We start from the raw sequence: 22,679 nt of genomic DNA on the forward strand, positions 1-22,679 counted from the left end.
ATCCGGCGGTCCGTACGACCGATGGGTGGAACCCTATGACCGAGCCTCGCGAAATCGCCGAGCGCCTGCTCGACCTCCAGGTCGACTTCATCGTCGCGGAGGTGACCGGCGAGCGCTTCGCCGAGGTTATCGCCCGCGATGTGGACGCGGTGATCGGTGTCGCAGACACCATCATCTTCCGCGATGTCGTGGAGATCGATCAGGCCAAGCAGACCGTCGCCAATGTGATCGACCTGATCGGCGGCAGCCCCGTCCTGGGCGAGATGGTCGGCACCCTGGCCAACTCCCTCTACGACGATATCGCCACCAACAATGACTACACCCTCGGTGACGTGGTCGAACGCGAGCCGGTGGAACAGCTGCTGGAGAAGATCTTCGGCCTGCACCAGGCGCAGGAGCGAATCCTGGAGCGGCTCACCGAGAGCCCGCTGATCGCGACGGTCGCCGCCAAGTTCGTGGACAAGCTGGTCGACGATCTGATGGAATCCAACAAGCAGATGGCCGCGAAGATTCCCGGCGTCGGCTCCCTGGTCTCCATGGGCACCAACGCGGCCAAGTCCGCGCGTAAGGCGGCGGAGAAGGCCGGCGGCACCTTCCTCGGCGAGATGGCCGGCAAGGGAGCGCAATTCGCGCTCAAGCGCACCAATAACGCCATCCGCGAGATGCTTCGCGACGCGCCCGTGCACGACGCGGCCATGGAGTTCTGGGATCTGCACGCGGGCGAGCCGGTCAGCGGACTGCGCGAATACCTGTCCCAGCAGGATCTCCACGATCTCGCCCTGATCATCTACCGGATCGCGCTCACCACGCGCGAGAAGGAGTACTTCGGGGTGCTGGTCGACCAGGGCGTCGAGGTCTTCTTCGAGAAGTACGGCGACCACACCCTGGCCGGACTGCTGCCGGAACTGGGCCTGTCCAACGAGGTCATCGCCGAAGAGATCCTGCGCTACGGCCCCGCCGTGGTGGAGGCCGCCAAGCGTAACGGCGTGCTGGCCAAGCTCATCCGCGAGCGGCTGGAGCCGTTCTTCCTCTCGGAGCCGGTGCTCGCCGTGCTGACGGAAGCCACCAAGTAGGACTTGAAAAGGAACGGGCCGGGCACCGAAAGGTGCCCGGCCCGTTGCCCGAGGGCCCGGGTGCGGGGTTTCAGGGGCTTGCCCCGGCGCAGAGAGGTGGAGCCGCGGGCCCAGGGAGTTGGATAAATCAGCTTTCGACGATCGCGATTCCGTCGATCTCCACGAGCATTTCCTCGCGCGGCAGGCCGGTGAAAACCGTTGTGCGGCTGGGCAGCACGCCGCTGGTCGTGTTTTCGTTCACGAACTTGCCGTACGCCTCGTTCATGATGGGGAAGTCCTCACGCTTGGTGAGGTACACCCGCAGCATCACCACATCGTCGAAGCTGGCCCCGCCGGCCTCCACGATGGCCCGCACATTCTCCAGCGTCCGGATGGTCTGGTTCGCCACATCTCCCGGGTACAGGTACTCGTTGGTCTCGGGATCGACCGGTCCCTGCCCGGAGACCTGCAGGAACGGACCCTTCCGCACCCCCTGGGAGAAGGTGTGGGCGGGCGCGGGCGCCTTATCGGTGCGGATGGCGATCTTCTCGGTCACAGTGGGCCTTTCACTGGTCGGGGCTCGGACTCCAGCCGAGCTCGGTGGATACGGCGTCGGCGGTGGCGCGCACGCGCGGCAGCAGTCCGAGCACCTGTTCATGGTCGAGCAGCATGTCCGGCACCGAGACCGACAGTGCGGCGACGACCGCGCCGGTCCCGTCATGGATCGGGACGGCAATACAGTTGATGAAGCTCTCGTGTTCCTCGTGATCCTCGGCGAACCCTTGGGCCGCAACGAGTTCCAGCTCCGCGAGGTATTGCTCCGGCGTGCGGATGGTGCGCTCGGTGTAGGGCCGGTAGTCGAGGCGGTCGGCGATGACCGCCCACTGCGCCCGCGGCTGCCCGGCCACCAGCACCTTGCCGACCGCCGTGCAGTGCAGTGCCGCCGGCCGTCCGATGCGCGAGTACATGCGCACGCTGTGGGTGGCGTCGAGTTTGTCGATGTAGACGGCCTCACCGGATTCGTAGGTGGCCAGGTGCACGGTCTGCCCGGTCTCGGCATTGAGCGCGGCGAGGTGCGGCCGCGCCACCGTGCGCACATCACGCCCTTCGAGGGATCGGTTGGCGAGCTCGAAGAGCCTGGTGCCCAGCCGATACCGATGCTCACTGTCGTGGGTGACGAACCGCTCGGCCTCCATGGTCTGCAGCAGCCGCAGCACCGTCGACTTGTGCACGCCCAGCAGGGCGGCCAGCTGGTCCAGGGATTGCGGCTCGTCGCCGAGCCGGACGAGCAGGTGCAGGGCGCGCTGGAGACTCTGGCTCATGACGCCACATTCTCGGCTACGGCCACGCCGGGCGGGTAATGCATGCTCGCCCACTCGGCGGCGTCTGTGGCGGCGAGGAATTCGAGCACGGGCAGCGGGGCCGGTTCGGCCACATCGCCGGTACCGGTGAGTGCCGCGGCGGCGCAGAGGTGGCCGAAGCGCAGCAGCTGTTCGTGGGATCTGCCCTGCAGCAACGCACCCAGATAGCCGCCCGCGAAAGCGTCTCCCGCACCGATTCTTTCGGTGACCTCGAGGGTGAGTGCCGGAACTTCGAGCCGTTCCGCGCCGAGATAGCCGGTCACGGAATGCTTGTCGTTCTTGACGATCAGATGGCGGGGCTCGGGGAAGAGGGCGCGGAGCTTGCCGGCGTCGGCTACGCCGAAGACGGCTTCGGCCTCGTCGGCTCCGAGGAAGACCACATCGGCGGCGCGAATGTGGCGGGCCAGGATGTCGGCGGCGACATCGGTGCGCCGATCCCACAGTGCGGGGCGGTAATTCAGGTCGAAGCTGATGAGCCGTCCGTGCCGAGGGAGGGCGAGGATGGCCTCGGTCAGTTCGGTCGCGGAGGGCGACAGCGCGGGCGTGATGCCGGTGAAGTGGATCAGTTCGGCGGTGTCGAGCAGTGCCGCGGCGGCATCGAGGTCGGTGCGTGAGAGTGCGCTGGCGGCGGATCCGGTGCGGTAGTAGAGCATGCGGCTGGCGCCGGCGTCGAGGTCGTGGGGGCGTCCCGAGCCGCTGCCGCGTTCCTTCACGTACACGGCGGTGGGCCGGGCCGGGTCGACGGTGACCGCGGTGGTGTCGACGCCGCGGCCGGTGAGTTCGCGGATCAGGTAGCGGCCGAAGCCGTCGTCGCCGATGCGGGAGATCCAGGCGGCCGGTACGCCGAGTTGAGTGAGGACGCCGGCCACATTGGCCTCCGCGCCGCCGGTGCCGCGTTCGAAGACGGGGGAGTCCTCGAGCGGCCCGGGCCGGGCGATCAGTACCGCGAGCCCTTCGCCGACGGTGACGGCGCGTGGGGTCGGCTGGATCACACCGATCTCCTTCGAGTGGTTGCGGCATTCGGACATCACGTGCAGAATAACCACCGGAAACACGATGTGCAACAAGCGTTGCAAATTATGCAATGGCTTGCCGCTATGACCGGAAGGAGCGTCGTGGCCGCCGACAAGGACGTCGCCGCAATCCCGAACGAGCCGGGCGAGCTGATTCTCGGCCCGCAGCACAAATCGCTGCCGCCCGCCGCCTGGGGACTCACCGTGCGGGAATTCCTGGCCACGACACCGCATCTGGACGAGCTGCAGACCCCGGTCCTCACCATGGACCGCGCGGCGCTCGACTCCAACCTCGCCGTCATGGCCGATTGGGCGCGGACCGCCGGTGTGCGGCTGGCCCCGCACGGCAAGACCTCCATGTCACCGCAGCTCTGGTTCGAACAGCTCGCGGCCGGGGCGTGGGGCATCACCCTCGCCACCGGATGGCAGGTGCAGGTGGGCCGCGCGCTCGGCGTGCATCGCATCATGCTCGCGAACGCCCTGCTGGATCCGGCCGGATTGCGCTGGGCCGCGGCCGAAATCGCGGCCGACCCGAACTTCGAACTGTTCAGCTGGGTGGACGGCGTCGACTCGGTGCGCGAGATGGAACGCCATCTCGCCGACGCGCCGGAGGGCGTCCGGCTGTCGGTGATCGTGGAACTCGGTGGGCCGCACGGCCGTACCGGCGCGCGCGGCACTGCCGCCGCCCACGAGATCGCCGAGGCCGTGGACAAGTCCGCCCGGCTGAAGCTGGCCGGCATCGGCGGTTACGAAGGCGCCCTCGCCCACGATCGCAGCGCCGACGCGGTGGCCGCCGTGCGCGCCTATCTCGACGAGATCGGCACGCTGCACCGGGAACTGGCCGCCGAGGGCCGCTACGAGGACGCCGCGATCATCACCGCGGGCGGCAGCGCCTACCCCGATCTGGTGGTCGAACATCTGGCCGGTTACGCGGACGAGGAAGGCGCACACGGGATTCCGACCACGGTCGTCCTGCGTTCCGGCGCGTACCTGATCCACGACGACGGCTTCTACTCGGGCATCTCACCGCTGGCCGCGGGTCGCGCCGAGCGCCCGCTGCGGTCGGCCATGCACGGTTGGGCACGCTCGGTGTCCCGCCCGGAGACGGAACTCGCGCTGCTCGACGCCGGCAAGCGTGATCTTCCGTTCGATGAGGGGCTGCCGGTCCCGCAGCGGATGGCGGGACCGGCGGCACATCCGCTGCCGGCCGGTGCGCACGTGTCGGCGCTGAACGATCAGCATGCCTTCCTGCGCCTGCCGGGTGGCGCCGCGGCCGATGTGCCGGTGGGCAGTGTGGTGCGGCTGGGGTTGTCGCATCCGTGCACGGCCTTCGACAAGTGGCGGCTCATTCCGGTGATCGACGATGCCGAGGCCGCACGGCCCCGGATCGTGGATTTCCTGCCGACCTATTTCTGAGCGGAACATCATGGCCGACTTGCTGATTCGTGACATCGACGTCATCGACGGCACGGGTGCGCCGCGCTACCGCGCCGATGTGCTGGTGTACGGCGGGCGCATCGCCGAGATCGCGGAGCCGGGCACCCTGCCCGGTGCGGACCTCATTCTCGAAGAGCGCGAGAACATGGTGCTCACACCGGGTTTCATCGATATGCACGCCCACTCCGACCTGCATCTGCTCACCGCACCGGACCATTTCCCCAAGGTGAGTCAGGGCATCACCACCGAGGTCATCGGGCAGGACGGGCTGTCCTACGCCCCCGTCGACGATGCGACGCTGGCCGTCGTGCGCCGCCAGATCGCGGGCTGGAACGGCAATCCCGCCGATCTCGACTTCTCTTGGCGGACCGTCGGCGAGTACCTGGACCGGCTGGACTCGTCCGGCATCACCCCGAACGCCGCCTACCTGGTGCCGCAGGGCACACTGCGAATGATGGTGGTGGGCAATGACAAACGCCCCGCCACCCCGGCCGAGATCGAGCGCATGCGGGAACTGCTCGCGCAGTCGCTGGCCGAAGGCGCGGTCGGCATGTCGAGCGGTCTGACCTACACGCCCGGCATGTACGCCGACACCACCGAACTCGCGTCCCTGTGTGAGGTGGTGGCCGCGGCGGGCGGCTTCTACGCACCGCACACCCGCTCCTACGGCAAGGGCGCACTGGACGCCTACGCGGAGATGATCGAGCTGTCCCGCCGCACCGGCTGCGCCCTGCACCTCACCCACGCCACCATGAACTTCGGCGAAAACCGCGGCCGTGCACCGGAATTCCTCGCCATGATCGATGCCGCCCTCGATGAGGGCTGTGACATCACCCTCGACACCTACCCGTATCTGCCGGGTTCGACCACGCTGTCGGCGCTGCTACCCAGCTGGGCCATGTCCGGCGGGCCGGATGCGGCGCTGGCACGGATCTCGGACCTCGACATCCGGCTGGCAATCGTCGCGGACGTGAACGTGCACGGTTCCGACGGCTGTCACGGCGTGACCGTGGACTGGGACACGATCCAGATCAGCGGCGTCGCGAACCCGGACCTCGAACGGTATGTGGGCCGCACTGTCACCGAGATCGCGGTCGCGGAGGATGTCCCCCCGGTCGAGGTCTTCTTCGACCTGCTGACCCGGGATCAGCTGGCCACCAGCATCCTGCAGCACGTCGGCCACGAGGAGAACGTGCGCGCGATCATGCGCCACCACCGCCACATGGCCGGCACCGACGGCCTGCTCGCCCCCGAGCGCCCGCACCCCCGCGCCTGGGGCACCTACCCCCGCTACCTCGGCCACTACACCCGCGAACTCGGCATCCTCGACCTGGAGGACTGCGTGCACCACTGCACCGGCCGCCCCGCCGAACGCCTGCGCCTCCGCGACCGCGGCCTCATCCGCCCCGGCTACGCCGCCGACCTGGTCCTCTTCGACCACCGCACGGTCCTCGACACCGCCACCTTCGACAACCCGAAACAACAGGCCCAGGGCATCCCCTACGTCCTCGTCAACGGCGAATTCGCCATCGACGCAGGCAAACCCACCGGCACCCGCGCCGGCCGCGCCCTACGCCGCGACCCGGTCTCCGGCGACACCCGATGACCGTGCCGGCTGTTCCCGTCCCTCATACAGAAGGAGATCTCGTGACCACCGCCATGGAGGCGATTCTTGCCGATAAGGCGCTGACTGTTGTTCGCGCGCCGGAGATTCCGGATCCGGTGGCGTTGGCGGAGGCGCTGGCGGGGGCCGGGATACGGGCTGTGGAGCTGACTTTCACGACGCCGGGGGTGCTGGATTGCTTGCGGAAGGTTGCCGATGCCGGGCGGGCGGTGATCGGTGCGGGGACGGTGTTGAATGCCGAGCAGGCCAGTGCGGCGATCGATGCGGGGGCGCAGTTCCTGGTTACGCCGGGTAATGCCGAGGCTGTTGCGGAAGTGGCTGCGCGGCAGGGGATTCCCGTTGTCATGGGGGCGTTCACGCCGACCGAGGTCATGCGGGCCATGGAGCTGGGGGCGGCCGCGGTGAAGATCTTTCCGGCTCGGGCACTCGGGCCGGGGTATCTGAAGGATCTGCGCGGGCCGTTTCCGGGCGTGCGGCTGATTCCGTCGGGTGGGGTCAACGCGGGGAATGCCGCCGAGTTCCTTGCCCAGGGGGCGGTGGCGGTGACCGCCGGCACCGATGTAGTCCCACCGGCCGCCGTGGCGGCCGGTGATTGGGCGGAGATCGCCGCGCGTGCGGCCGGTTTCGCCCGCTCCTTGCACTGAGAGGTAAACATGAGCGCCACCGTCGACTGGCTGCGTACGAGCACGCCGGGACTGTTGCTGCTGTGCGGTCTCGCGATCGCCGTGCTGCTGCTGGCCATCATCCGGTTCAAGCTGGAACCGTTCATCGCCCTGCTGCTCACCGGTCTCGGGCTGGCGCTGGCCGCGGGCCTGCCGGTGTCCCAGATCGTCGGGACCCCGCTGAAGTCCTCGGATTCGTTGCTGGAGACCGGATTCGGCGGGATTCTCGGCCATATCGCCGTGATCATCGGCCTGGGCACGGTACTCGGCGCCATCCTGGAACGCTCCGGCGGCGCCGATGTATTGACCGAGAAGCTGCTGAACATGTTCGGCGAGAGGGGCGCTCCGGTCGCCATGGGCCTGCTCGGGCTCATCTTCGGCATTCCGGTGTTCTTCGATATCGGCATCTTCGTGCTGGCGCCGCTGGTGTACGTGGCCGCCAAGCGCGGCGGGCGCTCACTGGTGCTGTACGCCATGCCCATGGTGGCGGGCCTGTCCATGACCCACGCGTTCCTGCCCCCGCATCCCGGTCCGGTTTCGCTGGGCGGGCTGATGGGCGTGAGCCTGGGCTGGCTGATCCTCATGGGATTCGTCTGCGGCATACCGGGATTCATTGCCGCGGGCATCGTCTGGGGCAGCTGGATCGGTAAGCGCATCCAGGTCGAGGTGCCCGCCGAATTCCTGGTCCGCAAACGCGAATCCGATTCCACCGCAAGCGGTTCCGGCGGAGCAGTCGCGGACTCCGGAGATCCGATCTCGGTGAGCTCCGGGCCCGGTGCGGCGGCGATCGGTGTCGCGGCCCCCGTGCGCCCGCCCTCGGTCGTGCTGATCGGCGGCATCATCGCCATTCCCTTGGTGCTGATTCTCGGCGCGACCTTCGGAAGCCAGCTGCTGCAGGCGAATTCGACGCCGCTGGAGGTGCTGACCTTCCTCGGCACGCCGGCCGTGGCGCTGCTGCTGGCGGTGCTGGTCGCGTTCTACGTGCTCGGCCTCCGCCGCGGCTCCTCGGTGCAGGAGCTCGGCGCGGTGACGGCGGAATCGCTGCGGCCGGTGGGCATGCTGCTGCTGGTGGTGGGCGCGGGCGCGTTCTTCGGCAAGGTCATCTCCGCGACCGGGATCGGTACCGCCCTGGCGCACACCATGTCCGAGGCCGGGCTGCCGGTGATCGTGCTGGCGTACGTGATCAGTTGCGGCCTGCGGATCGCGCAGGGATCGGCGACGGTGGCGATCGTCACCACGGGCGGCATCGTCTCGCCGCTGGTGACCGGGCACGGGTATTCGCAACTGGCGCTGGCGCTCATCGCCATGGCCATCGCGGCCGGGTCGATCGTTCTCAGCCACGTGAACGACGGTGGTTTCTGGATGATCTCGAAGTTCTTCAACCTCAGCGTGAAACAGACCCTGCAGACGTGGACGGTGCTGGAAACCATTCTGTCCGTGGTGAGTTTCGCGGTGGCGGCGCTGTTGTTCGCCGTTCTGACCTGAGCGCCACCCGGCGGGTTCGGGTTCGATCCGGCAGAGTGGGTTCAGGACATTCCGGACGTTGGGAGCGGGTCATGGATCTACCGATCGCCGGTGCACACCTGACGGTGCTGCGTTCCGATCCCATCCTCGTGCTGGGCGTGGGTGATTACGAGCTGCACGTGGAAGGCGAACTGGCCGTGCACAGCCCGACCGGTCCGACCCTGCACCGCATCCCCGGTGAACCACACACCGACGAGCTGACCGCCGCGCTCACCGGTGAGGTGGTCTCGGCGGCCGTCGCCGCCGGGGGCGCGCTGGGGATCCTGCTGGAGTCGGGCCATCGGCTGGCGGTCGAGCCGGACCCGTACTTCGAGGCGTGGAATCTCACCGCGCCCGGCCGCTACCTGGTGGTGTGCATGCCGCGCGGCGAACTCGCGATCTGGTCCGCGGCGGAGTGAGCTGAAAAGTGAGCCCGCCGCCGGGAATCACACACCGGCGAGTGGGTGGGACAGTTCGCGCGCGGCCGGTGCGTTCGTTCACCGGCCGCGGCGCGATCGTGCAAGGGCGACGGTAGCCATACCTTTGCCCGCTGCGCGGAAACCCCAGCGGCACGCAGCGTGACTCACCTCATCCGGAACGGGGCGAACCGCGGCCGTGCCGTCCCCTCCCGGGCATCCGTGGTGGCCGTACGTCATCGGACGGCCGGGATGAGCATCCCGATCCGGCGTGTCGATCGTCAAGTTCCGGCCCTGTCCCAATTTGTCCCAGTCGCGGTTTTCGTGGATGCTCTCCCGGGCGCGCAGGGACGATTCCTGCCGCCCAGCTGTCCGAGACGGACCCGTGCGCGGGTCTCCCGGCGCAGCTAGAGGCATCACGGATCTGTGGAGGTTGGAGCTTGTCCGGCGTACATCAGGGCATCGCCGACTATCTGCGGGGCCGGCGCGAGGCCGTCGGCCTGACCCGGGCCGAATTGTCGCGGCTCGCGGGTATTTCCGAGGCGCTGATCCAGAAGATCGAGCAGGGCACCCGGTCGCCCACCGCCACCGCGTTGAGCGCACTGTGCGACGCCCTCGGTGTCTCACCGCAGTTCCGCGATCACGCGGCCGGGTTGCTGCAGCCCGCGCCCGTCCTCGAATTCCACGACGGCCTACCGGATTCCACCGAACTGGACTTCCTGCGGTCCATGCCCTTCCCGGCCTGCTTCCACACCCCGCCCGCGGTGGACGTCCTCGCCGCCAATGACGCGTACATGCGGTGGTTCCCCGGCATCGTTCCGGGCGCCAATATCGTCGAGTGGATGATGACGAATCCCGCGGCGCGCGAGGTGACCGCGGAATGGGAGCGTGAGGCGCACCTCATCGTCTACGGATTCCGCTATATGGCGCCGGCTTTCCTCGCCCCGGAACGGATCGAGGAGATCATCCGGGCGTGCGCCGCGGCGCCCGACTGGGAGCGCTTCTGGTCCACCGACATCGTGCCCGTGGAGAACCCGCGCCGCCCGATCCGCATGAAATCGCCGGATACGGGCGAGTGGGTCGCCATGAGCAGCCAGATCCTGCGCTTCGAATTCCCGCGGCGCGCCTGGTGGATGCACACCATGAACCCGATCCACTGACCCGCGGATCGGGTCGCCGGTCAGTTCACGCAGGGGATCTTGGAGCCGATCGTGGTGGTCACCGGCTTGCCCGAGTCGGGGGAGCCGTCGTCGACCGTGGTGGTGGTCGCCGCCGAACCGCCGGTCGAGGTGGTCGGTGAGGTGGTCGAGCTCGGGGCGGTGGTCGTGGTGGCCGTGCTGGGATCCAGGCCGGAGGTGTCGAGATCGGCGCCCACCACCAGCTTCACATGCCCGTCGTTGACCGACGAGGACGGGCTCACCGGCAGGCCGCCGAGCATATCGGCCAGCTGCTTGGCGTCGGTGTCGGCGCCGCTGCCGTAGTAGATGGTGGAGGTGGTGCCGTCCGAGCTGGTGGCGTTCGCCACATCGCCGGTGGGGAAGCCCTTGGCGCCCAGCAGCTTCGAGACTTTCGCTGCCATGCCCGGCGTGCCACTGGCGTTGACCACGTCCAGGGTGGAGGTCGGAGTGGTCTTGGGCGCATTGGGCACTGCTGGGGCGGCCACGCCGAACGCCTCGCGCACCGTCTTCTTGATGGCCACCGGATCGATGATGTTGACATCCTGCTCGTCGACGGTGTCGTAGCGCAGTACCGGCAGGGTGCGGAACTCGACGGTCGGCGAACCTGCCCGGCCCAGCGCCGTGGCGAAATCGATGAGGCTCCAGCCGTCGGAGAGCACCACGTCCTTGTGCGCCACATCCATGAGCTGCTTCAACCGGCTCGGATTGGTCAGCGTGCCCGAGCTTTTCAGCGAATTGGCCACCGAGGTGAGGAAGGCCTGCTGCCGGTGCGTGCGGTCCAGGTCGCCATTGTCGAGGCCGTGCCGCTGCCGCACGAAGGCCAGCGCGTCCGAGCCGTCCAGATGCTGCGGTCCGGCCGGGAAGTTCGCGCCCGAGTAGTAGCTGTCGTCCACCGCGTGATTCAGGCAGACGTCGACGCCGCCGAGCGCGGTCGCCAGATCGTAGAACCCGGCGAGGGAGATCTCGGCGAACCGGTTGATGGGAACTCCGGTGAGCGCCTTGACCGTCTGCACGATGGAGGTGCGGCCGGCCTCGCGGCCCTGGCGTTCCAGTTCGACCTTGTCGGTCATGCCCGCGTTCTCGAGCTTCTGCTCGACGGCGAACTTCTTCAGGCCGTACGACTCCTTGATCTTGGCGTGGTCGTAGCCGGGGATCCCGGAGACCGGCACATAGTCGTCGCGCGGAATGGAGAACGCGATGATGTTCTTCATGTCCTTCGGAATGTGCACCAGGATCAGCGAATTGGCGTTGTAGCCGCCCTCGGTGCCGTCGCCGGCGTGCAGCTGGTCGAGGATTTCCTTGGGTAGGTCGTTGCCGTTCAGGTCTTTTCGGGTGTCCAGGCCGATCAGCAGCATATTGATGTCGCCGTCGAGGCTCTGGTCCTCGGGCGCGATGGCGCCGGATCGGGTGAAGCCCTGATCGAGGCTGTTCTCCCCGTACCAGGCCGCGCCGGTCACGCCCATGACGCTCACCGCGACCAGGGCCATGACACCGCGTCCGGCGATGCGTATCTTGCTGTGGTCCTGCCGGCGCCGCTGCTGCCGCTGTTCCGCGCGACGGCGTTGCTGCCGGTTCGGCTGCGCACGCCGCGCGGGGCGGGGTGCGGATTCAGGCGTCTCCGTTGCGCGTTGCGGACGGCCCTGGGGGCCGACGACCGGCAGCGGTTGGGTGGCGTCGTCGTACATGGCGTTGTCGAGTGTGCCGTACGCGGCGTCGTCTGTCAGATTTCCACCCGCTTGTGAATGAGCTTGCACAGTCGTGCATAATCATCACATGGCGGATACCTCGACTGGACCCACGCTGCGGGTCGCCGTGGCTGGAGCGAGCGGATACGCGGGCGGCGAAGTCCTGCGACTGTTGCTGGCGCACCCGGCGTACCGCAGCGGGCGCCTCGAGATCGGGGCGCTGACCGCGGGCTCCAATGCCGGGACCACGCTGGGTGAACTGCAGCCGCACCTGCTGCCGCTGGCCGACCGCCTGCTCGCACCGACCACTGTCGAAGAACTCGCCGGGCACGACGTCGTCTTCCTGGGCCTGCCGCACGGGCAGTCCGCGGCCTTCGCACAGGCACTGCCGGAATCCACCGTCATCATCGACTGCGGCGCCGACTTCCGGCTCACCGATGCCGCCACCTGGGAGAAGTACTACAAGAGCCCGCACGCGGGCAGCTGGCCCTACGGCCTGCCCGAGCTACCCGGCGGCCGGGAACAGTTGCGCGGCGCCACCCGCATCGCGGTGCCGGGCTGCTATCCGACCGTGTCGAGTCTCGCGCTGGCCCCGGCCATCGCGGCGGGCATCATCGAGCCCAATGTGAATGTGGTCGCGGTGAGCGGCACTTCGGGCGCGGGCCGCAAACCCGACATCGGACTGCTCGGCTCCGAGGTGATGGGCTCGCTGCGCGCCTACGGCATCGCCGGCGCCCACCGGCACACGCCGGAAATCGCGCAGAATCTGAAGGCCGCCAGTGCAGTCGCGGGTACTCCCGTGGATGTGCGCGTCTCCTTCACCCCCGTGCTGGCCCCGCTGCCGCGCGGCATCCTCGCCACCTGCACCGCGCCCACCCGGGTGGACGCCGCGCAGGCCCGCGCCGTCTACGAGAAGGCGTACGCCGACGAGCCTTTCGTGCACCTGCTGCCCGAAGGCGTGCTGCCGCAGACCGGTTCGGTGCTCGGCTCCAATGCCGTGACCCTGCAGGTCACGGTGGACACCGACGCCGGACTGCTGGTCGTCATCGGCGCGATCGACAACTTGACCAAGGGCACCGCGGGCGCCGCGGTGCAATCCATGAATCTGGCTCTCGGATTCGACGAGACCGCAGGACTTTCCACCGTAGGAGTGGCACCGTGACCGACATCCACGACGGCAAGCTGGTCCGGACCCAGGGCGTCACCGCGCCCCTGGGCTTCCGCGCCGCCGGAATCGCCGCCGGCATCAAGAAGAGCGGCAAGGCCGATCTGGCGCTGGTCTTCAACGAGGGCCCGGATTACGCCGCGGCCGGTGTCTTCACCCGCAACAAGGTCAAGGCCGCGCCCGTGCTGTGGTCGCAGCAGGTGCTCAAGACCGGCCGGTTGCGCGCGGTCATCCTGAATTCCGGTGGCGCCAATGCCTGCACCGGCTCGGGCGGCTTCCAGGACACCCACGCCACCGCCGAGGAACTCGCGAAGGCCCTGAGCAACTGGGGCACCGAGACCGGCGCGGGCGAGATCGCCGTCTGCTCCACCGGTCTCATCGGCGACCGGCTGCCCATGGACAAGCTGCTGCCCGCGGTCACCGAGATCGTGCACGAGATGGGCGGCGGCCTGTCCGGCGGCGCCGAGGCCGCGCGCGCCATCATGACCACCGACACCGTGCCGAAGGAAGCCGCCTTCCACCACAAGGACAAGTGGAATGTGGGCGGGATGGCGAAGGGTGCGGGCATGCTCGCGCCGTCGCTGGCCACCATGCTGGTCGTGCTCACCACCGATGTGGTCGCCACCCCGCAGCAGCTGGACGACGCGCTGCGCGCGGCGACGCGAATGACGTTCGACCGCTTGGACGTCGACGGTTCCTGCTCCACCAATGACACCGTGCTGCTGCTCGCCAACGGCGCCTCCGGTGTCGCGCCGAGCCAGGCCGAACTGAACGATGCCGTGCGCGCGGTCTGCGACGACCTCGCCGAGCAGCTCATGTCCGACGCCGAGGGCGTCACCAAGCGCGTGCACATCACCGTGCAGGGCGCGCTGAACGAGGACGAGGCGCTCACCGGCGCCCGCGCCATCGCCCGCGACTCGCTGGTCAAGACCGCGTTCTTCGGCTCCGACCCGAACTGGGGCCGGGTGCTGGCCGCCATCGGCATCGCGCCCATCGAGCTGGACCCCGATCGGGTCTCGGTGTCGTTCAACGGGAATCCCGTCTGCGTCAACGGCGCCGGTGCGCCGGGCGCGCGCGAGGTCGACCTGTCGGGCGCCGATATCCAGGTGCTGGTCGAGCTCGGGCTCGGCGACGGCGTGGCCACCGTCCGCACCACCGATCTCTCGCACGGCTATGTCGAAGAGAATTCGGCCTACAGCTCATGAGTCAGTCCTTCCAAGAGTTCTCGGCCCTGGAGAAGGCGCACGTCCTCGCGGGCGCACTGCCGTGGCTGCAGAAGTTCCACGACAAGATCGTGGTGGTGAAGTACGGCGGCAACGCCATGATCGACGACGAACTCAAGCGGGCCTTCGCCGCGGATATGGCCTTCCTGCGCACGGTCGGCGTGCACCCGGTGGTGGTGCACGGCGGCGGCCCGCAGATCAGCGCCATGCTGAAGAAGCTGGGCCTGGCAGGTGAATTCCGCGGCGGCTTCCGGGTGACCACGCCCGAGGTCATGGATGTGGTGCGGATGGTGCTCTTCGGCCAGGTGGGCCGGGAGCTGGTCGGTCTCATCAATGCGCACGGGCCGTACGCGGTCGGCATCTCCGGTGAGGACGCTCACCTGTTCACCGCCACCCGGCGCACCGTGCAGGTGAACGGCGAAGCCACCGATATCGGCCTGGTCGGCGACGTCACCGAGGTGCGGCCCGAGGCCGTGCTGGATCTCATTGCGGCGGGCCGGGTTCCGGTGGTCTCCACCATCGCGCCCGATGCCGACGGCGTGGTGCACAACATCAATGCCGATACCGCCGCGGCCGCGCTGGCCGAGGGCATAGGCGCCGAGAAACTGGTCATTCTCACGGATGTCGAGGGCCTGTACACGGATTGGCCGGACCGGTCCTCGCTCACCACCCGCATCGACACCGACGCACTCGCCAAGTTGCTGCCACGCCTGGATGAAGGCATGGTGCCCAAGATGGAAGCCTGCCTGCGCGCCGTGGAGGGCGGCGTCCCGACCGCGCACGTGATCGACGGGCGCGTCTCGCATTCCGTGCTGCTGGAACTGTTCACCGGGGAGGGCATCGGCACGATGGTCACCCCGTCGGAGGAGAAGTCATGAGTACAGCCGAAATCCAGCAGCGGTGGCAGACCGCGCTGATGAACAACTACGGCACCCCCAAGGTGGCGCTCACCCGCGGTGCGGGCGCGGTGGTCTACGACGCCGACGGCAAGCGCTATCTGGACTTCCTCGGCGGTATCGCCGTGAACAGCCTGGGGCACGCGCATCCGGCGATTCTGGAGGCGGTCACCCAGCAGCTCGGCACGCTGGGGCATGTCTCGAATCTGTATGCCAGCGAACCGGTCATCGAACTGGCCGAGCGGTTGCTCGCGCACTTCGGGGACGGGCACGGTAAGGCGTTCTTCTGCAATTCCGGCGCCGAGGCCAACGAGGCCGCGTTCAAGATCGCGCGGCTGACCGGTAAGACCAAGATCGTCGCCGCGGAGGAGGCCTTCCACGGCCGGACCATGGGCGCGCTCGCCATGACCGGGCAGGCCGCCAAGCGGGAACCGTTCGCGCCCATGCCGCCCGGCGTCGAATTCGTGCCGTACGGCGATGCGGCCGCACTCGCCCGGGCCGTCGACGGGAACACCGCCGCGGTGATCCTCGAACCGATCCTGGGGGAGAGCGGCGTGGTCGTGCCGCCGGCCGACTACCTGGCCAAGGCGCGCGCCATCACCAAAGAGCAAGGCGCACTGCTGATCCTGGACGAGGTGCAGACCGGTATCGGCCGCACCGGCGCCTTCTACGCGCATCAGGCGGCGGGCATCGTGCCCGATGTCATCACTCTCGCCAAGGGTCTCGGCGGCGGGCTACCCATCGGCGCGGTACTCGCGCAGGGTGCGGCGGCCGAGCTGTTGCAGCCGGGGATGCACGGCACCACCTTCGGCGGTAACCCCGTCTGCGCCGCGGCCGCGCTCGCGGTACTGCGCACCATCGACGAGGAAGGTCTGCTGGCGCACGTCGAATCGGTCGGCAAGGTCCTCGTCGACGGCATCGACACTCTGCACCACCCGCTCGTCGACCATGTGCGGGGCGCGGGCCTGCTCATCGGCATCCAGCTCACCGCCGATGTCTCCGCGCAGGTGGAGGAATCCGCCCGCGCGGCCGGATATCTCGTGAACCCGGCCAAGCCCAATGTGATCCGGCTGGCGCCGCCACTCGTGCTCACCCAGACCCAGGCCGAGAATTTCCTGACCGACCTGCCCGGCATCCTCGATGCCGTGCAGGCCACACCGGAGAAGGGGACCAAGTGACCATCCGGCATTTCCTGCGAGACGACGACGTCACCCCGGCCGAGCAGGCCGAAATCCTGGCCCTGGCCGCCGAACTCAAGGCCGCCCCGCAATCGCGCAAGCCGTTGGCGGGCCCCCGCGGTGTGGCGGTGATGTTCGAGAAGAACTCCACCCGCACCCGCTTCTCCTTCGAAATGGGCATCGCGCAGCTGGGTGGCCACGCCGTCGTGGTGGACGGCCGCGACACCCAGCTCGGCCGCGAGGAGACCCTCGCCGACACCGGCCGCGTGCTCTCCCGCTACGTCGACGCCATCGTGTGGCGCACCTTCGAGCAGACCCGCCTCGACGAGATGGCCTCCGCCGCAACCGTTCCCGTGGTGAACGCGCTATCCAACGAATTCCACCCCTGCCAGGTGCTCGCGGACCTGCAGACGTTGAAGGAGCGCAAGGGTTCCGACCTCACCGGCCGCAACCTCACCTACCTGGGCGACGGCGCCAACAATATGGCCCACTCGCTCATGCTGGGTGGCGTCACCGCGGGCATGAACGTAACCATCGCCGCCCCCGAGGGTTTCGAACCCCTCGGCTGGATCGTCGAGGCCGCCCAGAAGCGCGCCGCCGAAACCGGCACCACGATCACCATCACCAATGACCCGCTGGCGGCCGCCGACGGCGCCGACGCCCTCGTCACCGACGCCTGGACCTCCATGGGCCAAGAAAACGACGGCCGCGACCGCGTAGCCCCCTTCCGCCCCTTCCAGGTCAACGCGGCCCTGCTCGCCCGCGCCGCCTCGGATGTGACCGTCCTGCACTGCCTCCCGGCACACCGCGGCGAAGAGGTCACCGACGAGGTCCTCGACGGCCCGCACAGCGCGGTCTGGGACGAGGCCGAGAACCGCCTGCACGCCCAGAAGGCCCTCCTGGTCTGGCTCCTCGAAAAATACGGGAGCGCCGCGTGACCACCGAGCGACGATCCCCGGCGCCCGGCAGGCCGGCCGCGGCGCCTTCAGCTTCCGCCACCGGCAATATCGCCCGCACCCGCGCCGGTCGCCAAGCCCGCATCGTCGCCATCCTCTCCGCCCAGGAAGTCCGCAGCCAAACCGAACTGGCCACCCTGCTCTCCGGCGAAGGCATCGAAACCACCCAGGCCACTCTGTCGCGTGACTTGGATGAGCTCGGCGCGGTCAAACTCCGCGCCGCCGACGGCGGCGCGGGAGTCTACGTCGTCCCCGAAGACGGCAGCCCCGTCCGCGGCGTCACCGGCGGCACCGAACGCCTCTCGAAGTTGCTGGGCGACTTACTGGTTTCCACCGACGCCAGCGGCAATATCGCAGTCCTCCGCACCCCACCCGGCGCCGCCCACTTCCTCGCCAGCGCCCTGGACCGCGCCTCCCTCCCCGAAGTGGTCGGCACCATCGCAGGCGACGACACCATAGCCGTCATCGCCCGCGAACCCATGACCGGCGCCGAACTAGCCGCCAAAATCGAACAGCTGGCCTGACTTCCGCTAGGGCCGGTCGAATTCGCCGCCGCTGACGCCCGCAGCGAAGGCATCCCACTCGGCGGCGGCGAAGACCAGCACCGGACCGGTATCACCCAGCTTCGAATCCCTGACCGCAACCCTGCCCCCGCCCAGGTGCGCCGCTTCGACGCAATCGGCATTGGAGCCGCTGCGGCTGCTCTTGAACCAGCGTGCTTCGGACAGGTCGATATTCACGCTTCGAACTCCTTCGCGATCGACAGCAACAGCTGCCTGGTTGTGTCCGGGTCCAACGCTACCCGGCCGATTTCGGCGAAAGCGTCCCGATACTGCGTCACGTCTTTCTCCTGCTCCAGATAGAGATCGCCGGTGTAACTCTCGATGTAGATCACCGGCGGCTCGGTCTGCCCGGTTGCCGGCAGCTTCGGAAACTCCAGCATGGCAAACGAACCCACCCGCGAACCGAGGTGTCTGCGCGCGTCGAACGGCACTATCCGGATGGACACGTTCGGTTGCCGTGAGACTTCCGCGAGTCGCTTCAGTTGCTGGGACATCACGCCACGGCCGCCGATCTCCTCCAGGATCACTGCCTTCGACAGGATGGCATCCACGGTGAAATCCGGATCATTCAGACGGGTTTGACGCCGAACGGTCATCTCCACGCGCTTGTCCACCTGGTCGGCCGGCATCTCCGGGGCTTCGGTCCAGGCAACCGCACGCCGGTACGCGGCCGTCTGGAACAGCCCAGGGAGCAGATTCGTCCGCCACACCGACAGGCCTCGTGCGGACTCTTCCAGTCCCAAGTAGTAGTCGAAATGGGGCTTCAGTTCGTCGGCGTACGCCCTCCACCAGTTCTTCTGGGATGTCGCGAGTTCCTGCGCCAGCCCAAGCATCTGCTTCCGTTCATCCGCGCTGACCCGGTAGGCGTCGGCCCAGACGTTCAGCCATAGCTGAGACACCCTTGACTTCAGGCCGTACTCGATGCGGGCGACCGTCTGTTGTGATGTGTCAACCAGTTGTCCCGCAGCGTATTTCGTCATCCCAGCACGCTCGCGATGGCCCGCCAGCAGTCTGCCCAGAGCCCTGGCAGGGAGCGTGGAACCAGCCATTTTCTTCGCCTCGCTATCGAAGGAGCGCTGAAATCTGGAAGTACCCAATATGAAAGTCTGGAACTTTTCGGCTGGCGAGCCAAGCTGAAACTTCCAGGAGCATGGTGATGGGGAGTGTACTTATCGCATCCCCGGTGGGCGGGAAAACCGGCTCGCATCAAACCGGCTCGCTGGTCTTGGTTGTGTCCCGCGCAGTCCACGTGATCAGCCCCGGGGTCTCCGAACATTCACCGCCACAACGGGAGTGACCAACCATGGACATGGACGGCGACCCACCCACGCACTACCGCGAAATGATGAGCGGCTCCCGGGCGGACTCGGAGCAGGAGGTGAGTTGCCGGCGCGCCCGGCTGTTCGCCTTCTCCGGGGGCGTGCTCGAACTCCAGTCATACGGCGACGAGAACGACGATTACGCAGGGTTCTACCTGGAATTTCAAGACTACATACCACTTGACGGACATCCTGAAGGAGGTGCGGTAATGCGTTACCAGCCAACGGCATTGGGCTACCTGCGGACCGACGTGTCCGGAACAAGTCAACTCTGGGACGAATCCCGGATGCGCGCACTGGCCGCCCGGCTCGGCTACGACTTCTCCGGAATCATCGTCCACGACCCCAGCTCCGGCCGCCCCCCGCTGGCCCGATTGAAATCCCACGCCACCCGCCTGGATGCCGAAGCCGTGATCGTCCCCGGCCCCCAGCATTTCGAAGACGGCCAGATCCCGAATTCGCTTCTCCAGCAACTCGATGTGCTCACCGTATCCCCCGAAAACACCTACTCCCGGGAAGCCCAACCCCCGGAAATGCGCATGTCCCGCTGAAGCGGTCAGCACCGACGTGCACGAAGATCAACCGGCCGTGGACACGGGCCTTTCCATGTCCGCTGCTAGCCGATGAGCGTGTTGAGGATTCGGTCATCACGGAGCCCTGGTCCAGGTCAGAGTACGGCACACCTAGATACCAGTGCGGGGCGCTACCGAGCCGGTCGACGACCGCGGTTGTAGCGCTAAGCAGTGGGCGCTCTTCCAGCTGGCGAGCTTGTCCAGGTTGGCTTCGAGAAACATCGCGGGCGGGTCCGGCTTCGTCTGCTCCAGGTGCTGGACGACGAAGGTATCCATCTGCGAGTAGAAGAGGCTTACCTCAGCCGGTGCGTCCGGCCGGAAACTGTTGAGCCGCTGGATCTCTCCCTGTGGATCGCTCGGCGTTTCGCCGTCCTGTAGCGCCCTCACGAGATCGACCTCGTGCTGCACCTCGGTGCACGCGTCCCCGGTCGAGCCCGGCTTCGCCTTCGAACCGTCGGAGCCGCAGGCGCTGACCGTGGCAGCTGTGGCGAGCAGAACAAGACAGGCGCTGCCGACGTGCAACACGATGACCCCCGGAAATTCGATCGGACTCGATGGTTCGGTGCGACCTTACTGGGATCTATGAACTACGTCCTGTTGGTCGGAAACGCAAAGGCGGCCAGGCCGACCCATATGTTGGCCCCTGAAGGCGTCCCAGCTGGCTACGCCGGCCAATTTCGACGGCCCTGTAGCCGATGACCAAGTGGTACCGGCAAATCTCCTCAGCAACGTGCTGTTGATCTTGCATGGCCTGGCGTCCTGCTTTGCCGCTTCCCGCGCGGTCTGCGGCGGATGGGCGGCGTGGCTGAAGATCAACGGCCCCGGGCCATCTCGGGGCCGTCGCAGCATCCGCACATGCCGAATGCCGAGTGGCACATGTGGGTCGCAAACGCCGAGAGAGAGCGGACCTGATGTGCCACTCGGCGTCGTCCGCACGGACTGCGAGACGACGAGAAGCACACGGCCGTGGCGGTTTCCGGCAAATCCCCTCAGTGGAGTGCTGTTGATCTATCTCTGAGCTCCGATGCGACCGGCGAACGTACTCGACTGCCGCTTACAAGCCTGTTCGGACCGGCCCGGCCAGTGCCGGTTGAACGCGCTTATCTGCCGATGCGTATGCGTCGTACTCATAAGTGGTGAAACCGATTTCGCGTGTCGGGTACGTCGTCATGGGACCATCGAAAGGTCGGCAACGAGCCGGCCAGGGAGGAGGGAACGCGATGACCGACGACTCCGCACCCGGCAGCGGCGGGGCGAACTGGGAGGACCAGCAGGAGGCGGTTGACGAAGAGCTGGAAGCCTTCGATCTGCATGTCTCCGATTCCGAGGCCGACCTGGATCAGTAAGCGAGGTAGTCCACAGGCTGCACGTCCGCGGACACTTCAGGGCGTCCTGACCGCTTAGTGGTTGGTCGGCCCAGCGTTCGCTACGGCAATGGGCCGAGCGTGCCAGCGGGACTGTATCTGCCGCCGTCCAAGCCGAATTGGACCGGCGGGTGTACCCGGTACTGACAGACAGTGTCGTGTTCGAACTTCCCAGCCTGGGCCAAGATGCCCAACATGACTGGGGCTGGGTTGTCGGAGCTATCACCGGCTTTCACGAGCTCGTCGCTATCGACCGACCCAGCCGCGTCATGACACTGGTCGTTGCCGCGGACGACTGACATCCGACTCGTCGCCAATATCCGCACATGCCGCTGATCGCTCGGTTCGGGACGGTCACGGTGCGCCGTACGGCTGGCTCTGCCGACTGGCATCCGGGCCACACAAGTTGCCCTCCACCTACAGTCACGCCAGATGCCAGAGGTGGCACACAACCTCCCACATGACCGCAGCGGCACTCCCCGTCAGGAAGCCGATAACACCAAGCCGGATACGGCATTGGAGAGGACGGGCGCATCGGGGTGAAACCTTGCTGGGGTTTCGTGCTGATGTGCCGCTCGCCGATCGCGTTCGGGGTGGGGTGGGGTTGCGGGTGTTCGAGGGTTGGGGTGGTGGTCTGGTTCAGTGGTCTGTGTCCTGGGCTGCGATTTCGTGTACGGCTGTTGCGATGGCGCGGAAGTCCTTTCGGACGATGGCGGTGTGGTTGCTCGGGACTTTCGCGCCTACCTGTACGTGGGGGTTGCGGGCCAGGATGGGGGTCAGGGTGGCGCGCATGGCGGCGTGGCCCTCCTCGGTGGCGCCTTGGGCGCCGCCGGAACCCACGATGAAACGCATCGGAAAGTCGACTCGGTCGAACACCGGGTCGCTGGCTGCCACGATCTCGTTCAGTTCGATGTTCACTTCGGCGGCTTGTGCGGCGCTCATGCGGGCGGCCAGTCCCAGCATGCCGGCGATCGCCATCGGGACTCGCATCTTGCGGAACAGGCGCCGGATCTCGGCGCGTCCGGCCTCGCGGTCACCGTTGTCGACGGTGGCCAGGTAGTCCCAGGGGTAGCCGCCGTCGACCATCACTACTCCGGCGACGCGGCCGGGGTTGCGGGTGGCCCACTGCACGGCCAGTGCCGCTCCGTAGGACCAGCCGACGATCAAGGGCCGCTGGACATTCCGTGCGGTGGTGACCGCGTCGATGTCGCGCAAGCACGCCTCGAACGAGTAGTCCGCCGACTTCTTCGACCGGCCCCGGGCCCGTTCGTCGAAGGTGATGTGGCGCCAGTCGTCGCCCAGTTCGGCGATGACCGGCCGCCAGCTGCGCCGGGTGGCGTAGGAGCCGTTCAGGTAGATGACCGGGCGACCGCTGCCACCGCTGTCGCTCACCGACAGTTCGGTGTCATCGACGGAAACCATTCCGTCCCAAGAGGAGTTGTCGGAAACCTTGCTGAAAGTCTTGTTCGTGTTCATGTGGACTACTGTCATCGCTCGGCCTGACACCCACCT

At 67.6% G+C, this 22,679-nt stretch carries 23 protein-coding genes; 15 read left to right on the top strand and 8 right to left on the bottom strand.

The genetic code is table 11. The features are described from left to right. Positions 1–35 precede the first annotated feature (35 nt). Positions 36–1,073, top strand: coding sequence for a hypothetical protein (locus ACH438_RS36025; protein WP_397013726.1), 1,038 nt, complete (start codon positions 36–38; stop codon positions 1,071–1,073). 127 nt (positions 1,074–1,200) lie between these two features. Here ACH438_RS36025 and ACH438_RS36030 read toward each other — a convergent pair whose 3' ends face one another. Genes ACH438_RS36030 through ACH438_RS36040 form a run of 3 tightly spaced genes read right to left on the bottom strand, consistent with a single transcriptional unit; the run spans position 1,201 to position 3,459 of the window. Beyond that, positions 1,201–1,608 (bottom strand): RidA family protein, encoded by a 408-nt coding sequence (locus tag ACH438_RS36030; protein ID WP_397013728.1) that lies wholly within the window; start codon positions 1,606–1,608, stop codon positions 1,201–1,203. A gap of 10 nt (positions 1,609–1,618) precedes the next feature. Beyond that, the gene (locus tag ACH438_RS36035) at positions 1,619–2,374 is read right to left on the bottom strand and encodes an IclR family transcriptional regulator (RefSeq protein ID WP_397013730.1); all 756 of its coding nucleotides are present in this window, start codon (positions 2,372–2,374) and stop codon (positions 1,619–1,621) included. Continuing rightward, positions 2,371–3,459, bottom strand: a complete 1,089-nt coding sequence (locus ACH438_RS36040) for a sugar kinase (RefSeq protein ID WP_397013732.1) — start codon at positions 3,457–3,459, stop codon at positions 2,371–2,373. The genes ACH438_RS36035 and ACH438_RS36040 overlap by 4 nt, the downstream gene beginning before the upstream one ends. 51 nt (positions 3,460–3,510) lie before the next feature. Here ACH438_RS36040 and ACH438_RS36045 point away from each other — a divergent pair, with 51 nt between their 5' ends. The 6 genes from ACH438_RS36045 (at position 3,511) to ACH438_RS36070 (ending at position 10,228) form a co-directional block, all read left to right on the top strand. Then, a complete protein-coding gene (locus tag ACH438_RS36045) occupies positions 3,511–4,842 on the top strand; it encodes an amino acid deaminase (protein WP_397013734.1) in 1,332 nt (443 codons plus the stop codon). Between the two features lie 10 nt (positions 4,843–4,852). Then, positions 4,853–6,469, top strand: coding sequence for an amidohydrolase family protein (locus ACH438_RS36050; protein ID WP_397013736.1), 1,617 nt, complete (start codon positions 4,853–4,855; stop codon positions 6,467–6,469). A gap of 53 nt (positions 6,470–6,522) precedes the next feature. Beyond that, positions 6,523–7,131, top strand: coding sequence for a bifunctional 4-hydroxy-2-oxoglutarate aldolase/2-dehydro-3-deoxy-phosphogluconate aldolase (locus ACH438_RS36055; protein ID WP_397013869.1), 609 nt, complete (start codon positions 6,523–6,525; stop codon positions 7,129–7,131). Positions 7,132–7,140: 9 nt separating this feature from the next. Then, the gene (locus ACH438_RS36060) at positions 7,141–8,634 is read left to right on the top strand and encodes a GntP family permease (protein WP_397013738.1); all 1,494 of its coding nucleotides are present in this window, start codon (positions 7,141–7,143) and stop codon (positions 8,632–8,634) included. A gap of 71 nt (positions 8,635–8,705) precedes the next feature. After that, positions 8,706–9,071: a DUF6188 family protein gene (locus tag ACH438_RS36065; RefSeq protein WP_397013740.1), complete on the top strand. Its 366-nt coding sequence runs from the start codon at positions 8,706–8,708 to the stop codon at positions 9,069–9,071. 437 nt (positions 9,072–9,508) lie between these two features. Beyond that, positions 9,509–10,228 (top strand): helix-turn-helix domain-containing protein, encoded by a 720-nt coding sequence (locus ACH438_RS36070; RefSeq protein WP_397013742.1) that lies wholly within the window; start codon positions 9,509–9,511, stop codon positions 10,226–10,228. A gap of 20 nt (positions 10,229–10,248) precedes the next feature. Here the strand turns inward: ACH438_RS36070 and ACH438_RS36075 are convergent, their stop codons facing one another. Next, positions 10,249–11,931 carry an LCP family protein gene (locus ACH438_RS36075; protein ID WP_397013871.1) on the bottom strand — a complete coding sequence of 561 codons (1,683 nt, stop codon included), beginning with the start codon at positions 11,929–11,931 and terminating at the stop codon, positions 10,249–10,251. 88 nt (positions 11,932–12,019) lie between these two features. On the opposite strand from ACH438_RS36075, the gene argC reads away from it, so the two are divergent. The 6 genes from argC to ACH438_RS36105 are packed head-to-tail and all read left to right on the top strand — an operon-like array spanning position 12,020 to position 17,873. Then, positions 12,020–13,093, top strand: a complete 1,074-nt coding sequence (gene argC, locus ACH438_RS36080) for an N-acetyl-gamma-glutamyl-phosphate reductase (RefSeq protein ID WP_397013744.1) — start codon at positions 12,020–12,022, stop codon at positions 13,091–13,093. Next, positions 13,048–14,301 (top strand): bifunctional glutamate N-acetyltransferase/amino-acid acetyltransferase ArgJ, encoded by a 1,254-nt coding sequence (argJ, locus tag ACH438_RS36085; RefSeq protein ID WP_397013873.1) that lies wholly within the window; start codon positions 13,048–13,050, stop codon positions 14,299–14,301. Before argC ends, argJ begins: the two co-directional genes overlap by 46 nt. After that, entirely contained in the window at positions 14,298–15,197 is a 900-nt protein-coding gene (gene argB, locus ACH438_RS36090; protein ID WP_397013746.1) for an acetylglutamate kinase, read from the top strand. The genes argJ and argB overlap by 4 nt, the downstream gene beginning before the upstream one ends. Then, a complete protein-coding gene (locus ACH438_RS36095) occupies positions 15,194–16,393 on the top strand; it encodes an acetylornithine transaminase (RefSeq protein WP_397013748.1) in 1,200 nt (399 codons plus the stop codon). Before argB ends, ACH438_RS36095 begins: the two co-directional genes overlap by 4 nt. After that, positions 16,390–17,331, top strand: a complete 942-nt coding sequence (gene argF, locus ACH438_RS36100) for an ornithine carbamoyltransferase (protein WP_397013750.1) — start codon at positions 16,390–16,392, stop codon at positions 17,329–17,331. The genes ACH438_RS36095 and argF overlap by 4 nt, the downstream gene beginning before the upstream one ends. Beyond that, complete coding sequence (locus tag ACH438_RS36105) at positions 17,328–17,873, top strand: arginine repressor (RefSeq protein ID WP_397013752.1); 546 nt, start codon at positions 17,328–17,330, stop codon at positions 17,871–17,873. The genes argF and ACH438_RS36105 overlap by 4 nt, the downstream gene beginning before the upstream one ends. Positions 17,874–17,879: 6 nt before the next feature. On the opposite strand, the gene ACH438_RS36110 is transcribed toward ACH438_RS36105, so the two are convergent. Both ACH438_RS36110 and ACH438_RS36115 read right to left on the bottom strand, forming a co-directional pair. Further along, positions 17,880–18,089, bottom strand: a complete 210-nt coding sequence (locus ACH438_RS36110; RefSeq protein WP_397013754.1) for a DUF397 domain-containing protein — start codon at positions 18,087–18,089, stop codon at positions 17,880–17,882. Further along, positions 18,086–18,961 (bottom strand): helix-turn-helix domain-containing protein, encoded by an 876-nt coding sequence (locus ACH438_RS36115; protein WP_397013756.1) that lies wholly within the window; start codon positions 18,959–18,961, stop codon positions 18,086–18,088. The genes ACH438_RS36110 and ACH438_RS36115 overlap by 4 nt, the downstream gene beginning before the upstream one ends. A gap of 479 nt (positions 18,962–19,440) precedes the next feature. Here ACH438_RS36115 and ACH438_RS36120 point away from each other — a divergent pair, with 479 nt between their 5' ends. Continuing rightward, positions 19,441–19,782, top strand: a complete 342-nt coding sequence (locus ACH438_RS36120; protein ID WP_397013758.1) for a hypothetical protein — start codon at positions 19,441–19,443, stop codon at positions 19,780–19,782. Between the two features lie 132 nt (positions 19,783–19,914). Here the strand turns inward: ACH438_RS36120 and ACH438_RS36125 are convergent, their stop codons facing one another. Then, positions 19,915–20,328, bottom strand: coding sequence for a hypothetical protein (locus tag ACH438_RS36125; RefSeq protein ID WP_397013760.1), 414 nt, complete (start codon positions 20,326–20,328; stop codon positions 19,915–19,917). 695 nt (positions 20,329–21,023) lie between these two features. Here ACH438_RS36125 and ACH438_RS36130 point away from each other — a divergent pair. Beyond that, entirely contained in the window at positions 21,024–21,149 is a 126-nt protein-coding gene (locus ACH438_RS36130; RefSeq protein WP_397013762.1) for a hypothetical protein, read from the top strand. Positions 21,150–21,806: 657 nt separating this feature from the next. On the opposite strand, the gene ACH438_RS36135 is transcribed toward ACH438_RS36130, so the two are convergent. Continuing rightward, entirely contained in the window at positions 21,807–22,643 is an 837-nt protein-coding gene (locus ACH438_RS36135; protein ID WP_397013764.1) for an alpha/beta fold hydrolase, read from the bottom strand. Positions 22,644–22,679: the final 36 nt, after the last annotated feature.

This window comes from Nocardia sp. NPDC020380, assembly GCF_044386975.1.
Lineage (GTDB): Bacteria > Actinomycetota > Actinomycetes > Mycobacteriales > Mycobacteriaceae > Nocardia.

Bases quoted from the DNA above. Each gene is read 5' to 3' on its own strand.
- ACH438_RS36115 (WP_397013756.1), bottom strand. From the start codon at position 18,961: ATGGCTGGTTCCACGCTCCCTGCCAGGGCTCTGGGCAGACTGCTGGCG.
- ACH438_RS36055 (WP_397013869.1), top strand. From the start codon at position 6,523: ATGGAGGCGATTCTTGCCGATAAGGCGCTGACTGTTGTTCGCGCGCCG.
- ACH438_RS36075 (WP_397013871.1), bottom strand. From the start codon at position 11,931: ATGTACGACGACGCCACCCAACCGCTGCCGGTCGTCGGCCCCCAGGGC.
- ACH438_RS36045 (WP_397013734.1), top strand. From the start codon at position 3,511: ATGACCGGAAGGAGCGTCGTGGCCGCCGACAAGGACGTCGCCGCAATC.
- ACH438_RS36135 (WP_397013764.1), bottom strand. From the start codon at position 22,643: ATGAACACGAACAAGACTTTCAGCAAGGTTTCCGACAACTCCTCTTGG.
- ACH438_RS36130 (WP_397013762.1), top strand. From the start codon at position 21,024: ATGACCGACGACTCCGCACCCGGCAGCGGCGGGGCGAACTGGGAGGAC.
- ACH438_RS36095 (WP_397013748.1), top strand. From the start codon at position 15,194: ATGAGTACAGCCGAAATCCAGCAGCGGTGGCAGACCGCGCTGATGAAC.
- ACH438_RS36065 (WP_397013740.1), top strand. From the start codon at position 8,706: ATGGATCTACCGATCGCCGGTGCACACCTGACGGTGCTGCGTTCCGAT.
- ACH438_RS36120 (WP_397013758.1), top strand. From the start codon at position 19,441: ATGCGTTACCAGCCAACGGCATTGGGCTACCTGCGGACCGACGTGTCC.
- argC (WP_397013744.1), top strand. From the start codon at position 12,020: ATGGCGGATACCTCGACTGGACCCACGCTGCGGGTCGCCGTGGCTGGA.
- ACH438_RS36025 (WP_397013726.1), top strand. From the start codon at position 36: ATGACCGAGCCTCGCGAAATCGCCGAGCGCCTGCTCGACCTCCAGGTC.
- ACH438_RS36050 (WP_397013736.1), top strand. From the start codon at position 4,853: ATGGCCGACTTGCTGATTCGTGACATCGACGTCATCGACGGCACGGGT.
- argB (WP_397013746.1), top strand. From the start codon at position 14,298: ATGAGTCAGTCCTTCCAAGAGTTCTCGGCCCTGGAGAAGGCGCACGTC.
- ACH438_RS36035 (WP_397013730.1), bottom strand. From the start codon at position 2,374: ATGAGCCAGAGTCTCCAGCGCGCCCTGCACCTGCTCGTCCGGCTCGGC.
- ACH438_RS36060 (WP_397013738.1), top strand. From the start codon at position 7,141: ATGAGCGCCACCGTCGACTGGCTGCGTACGAGCACGCCGGGACTGTTG.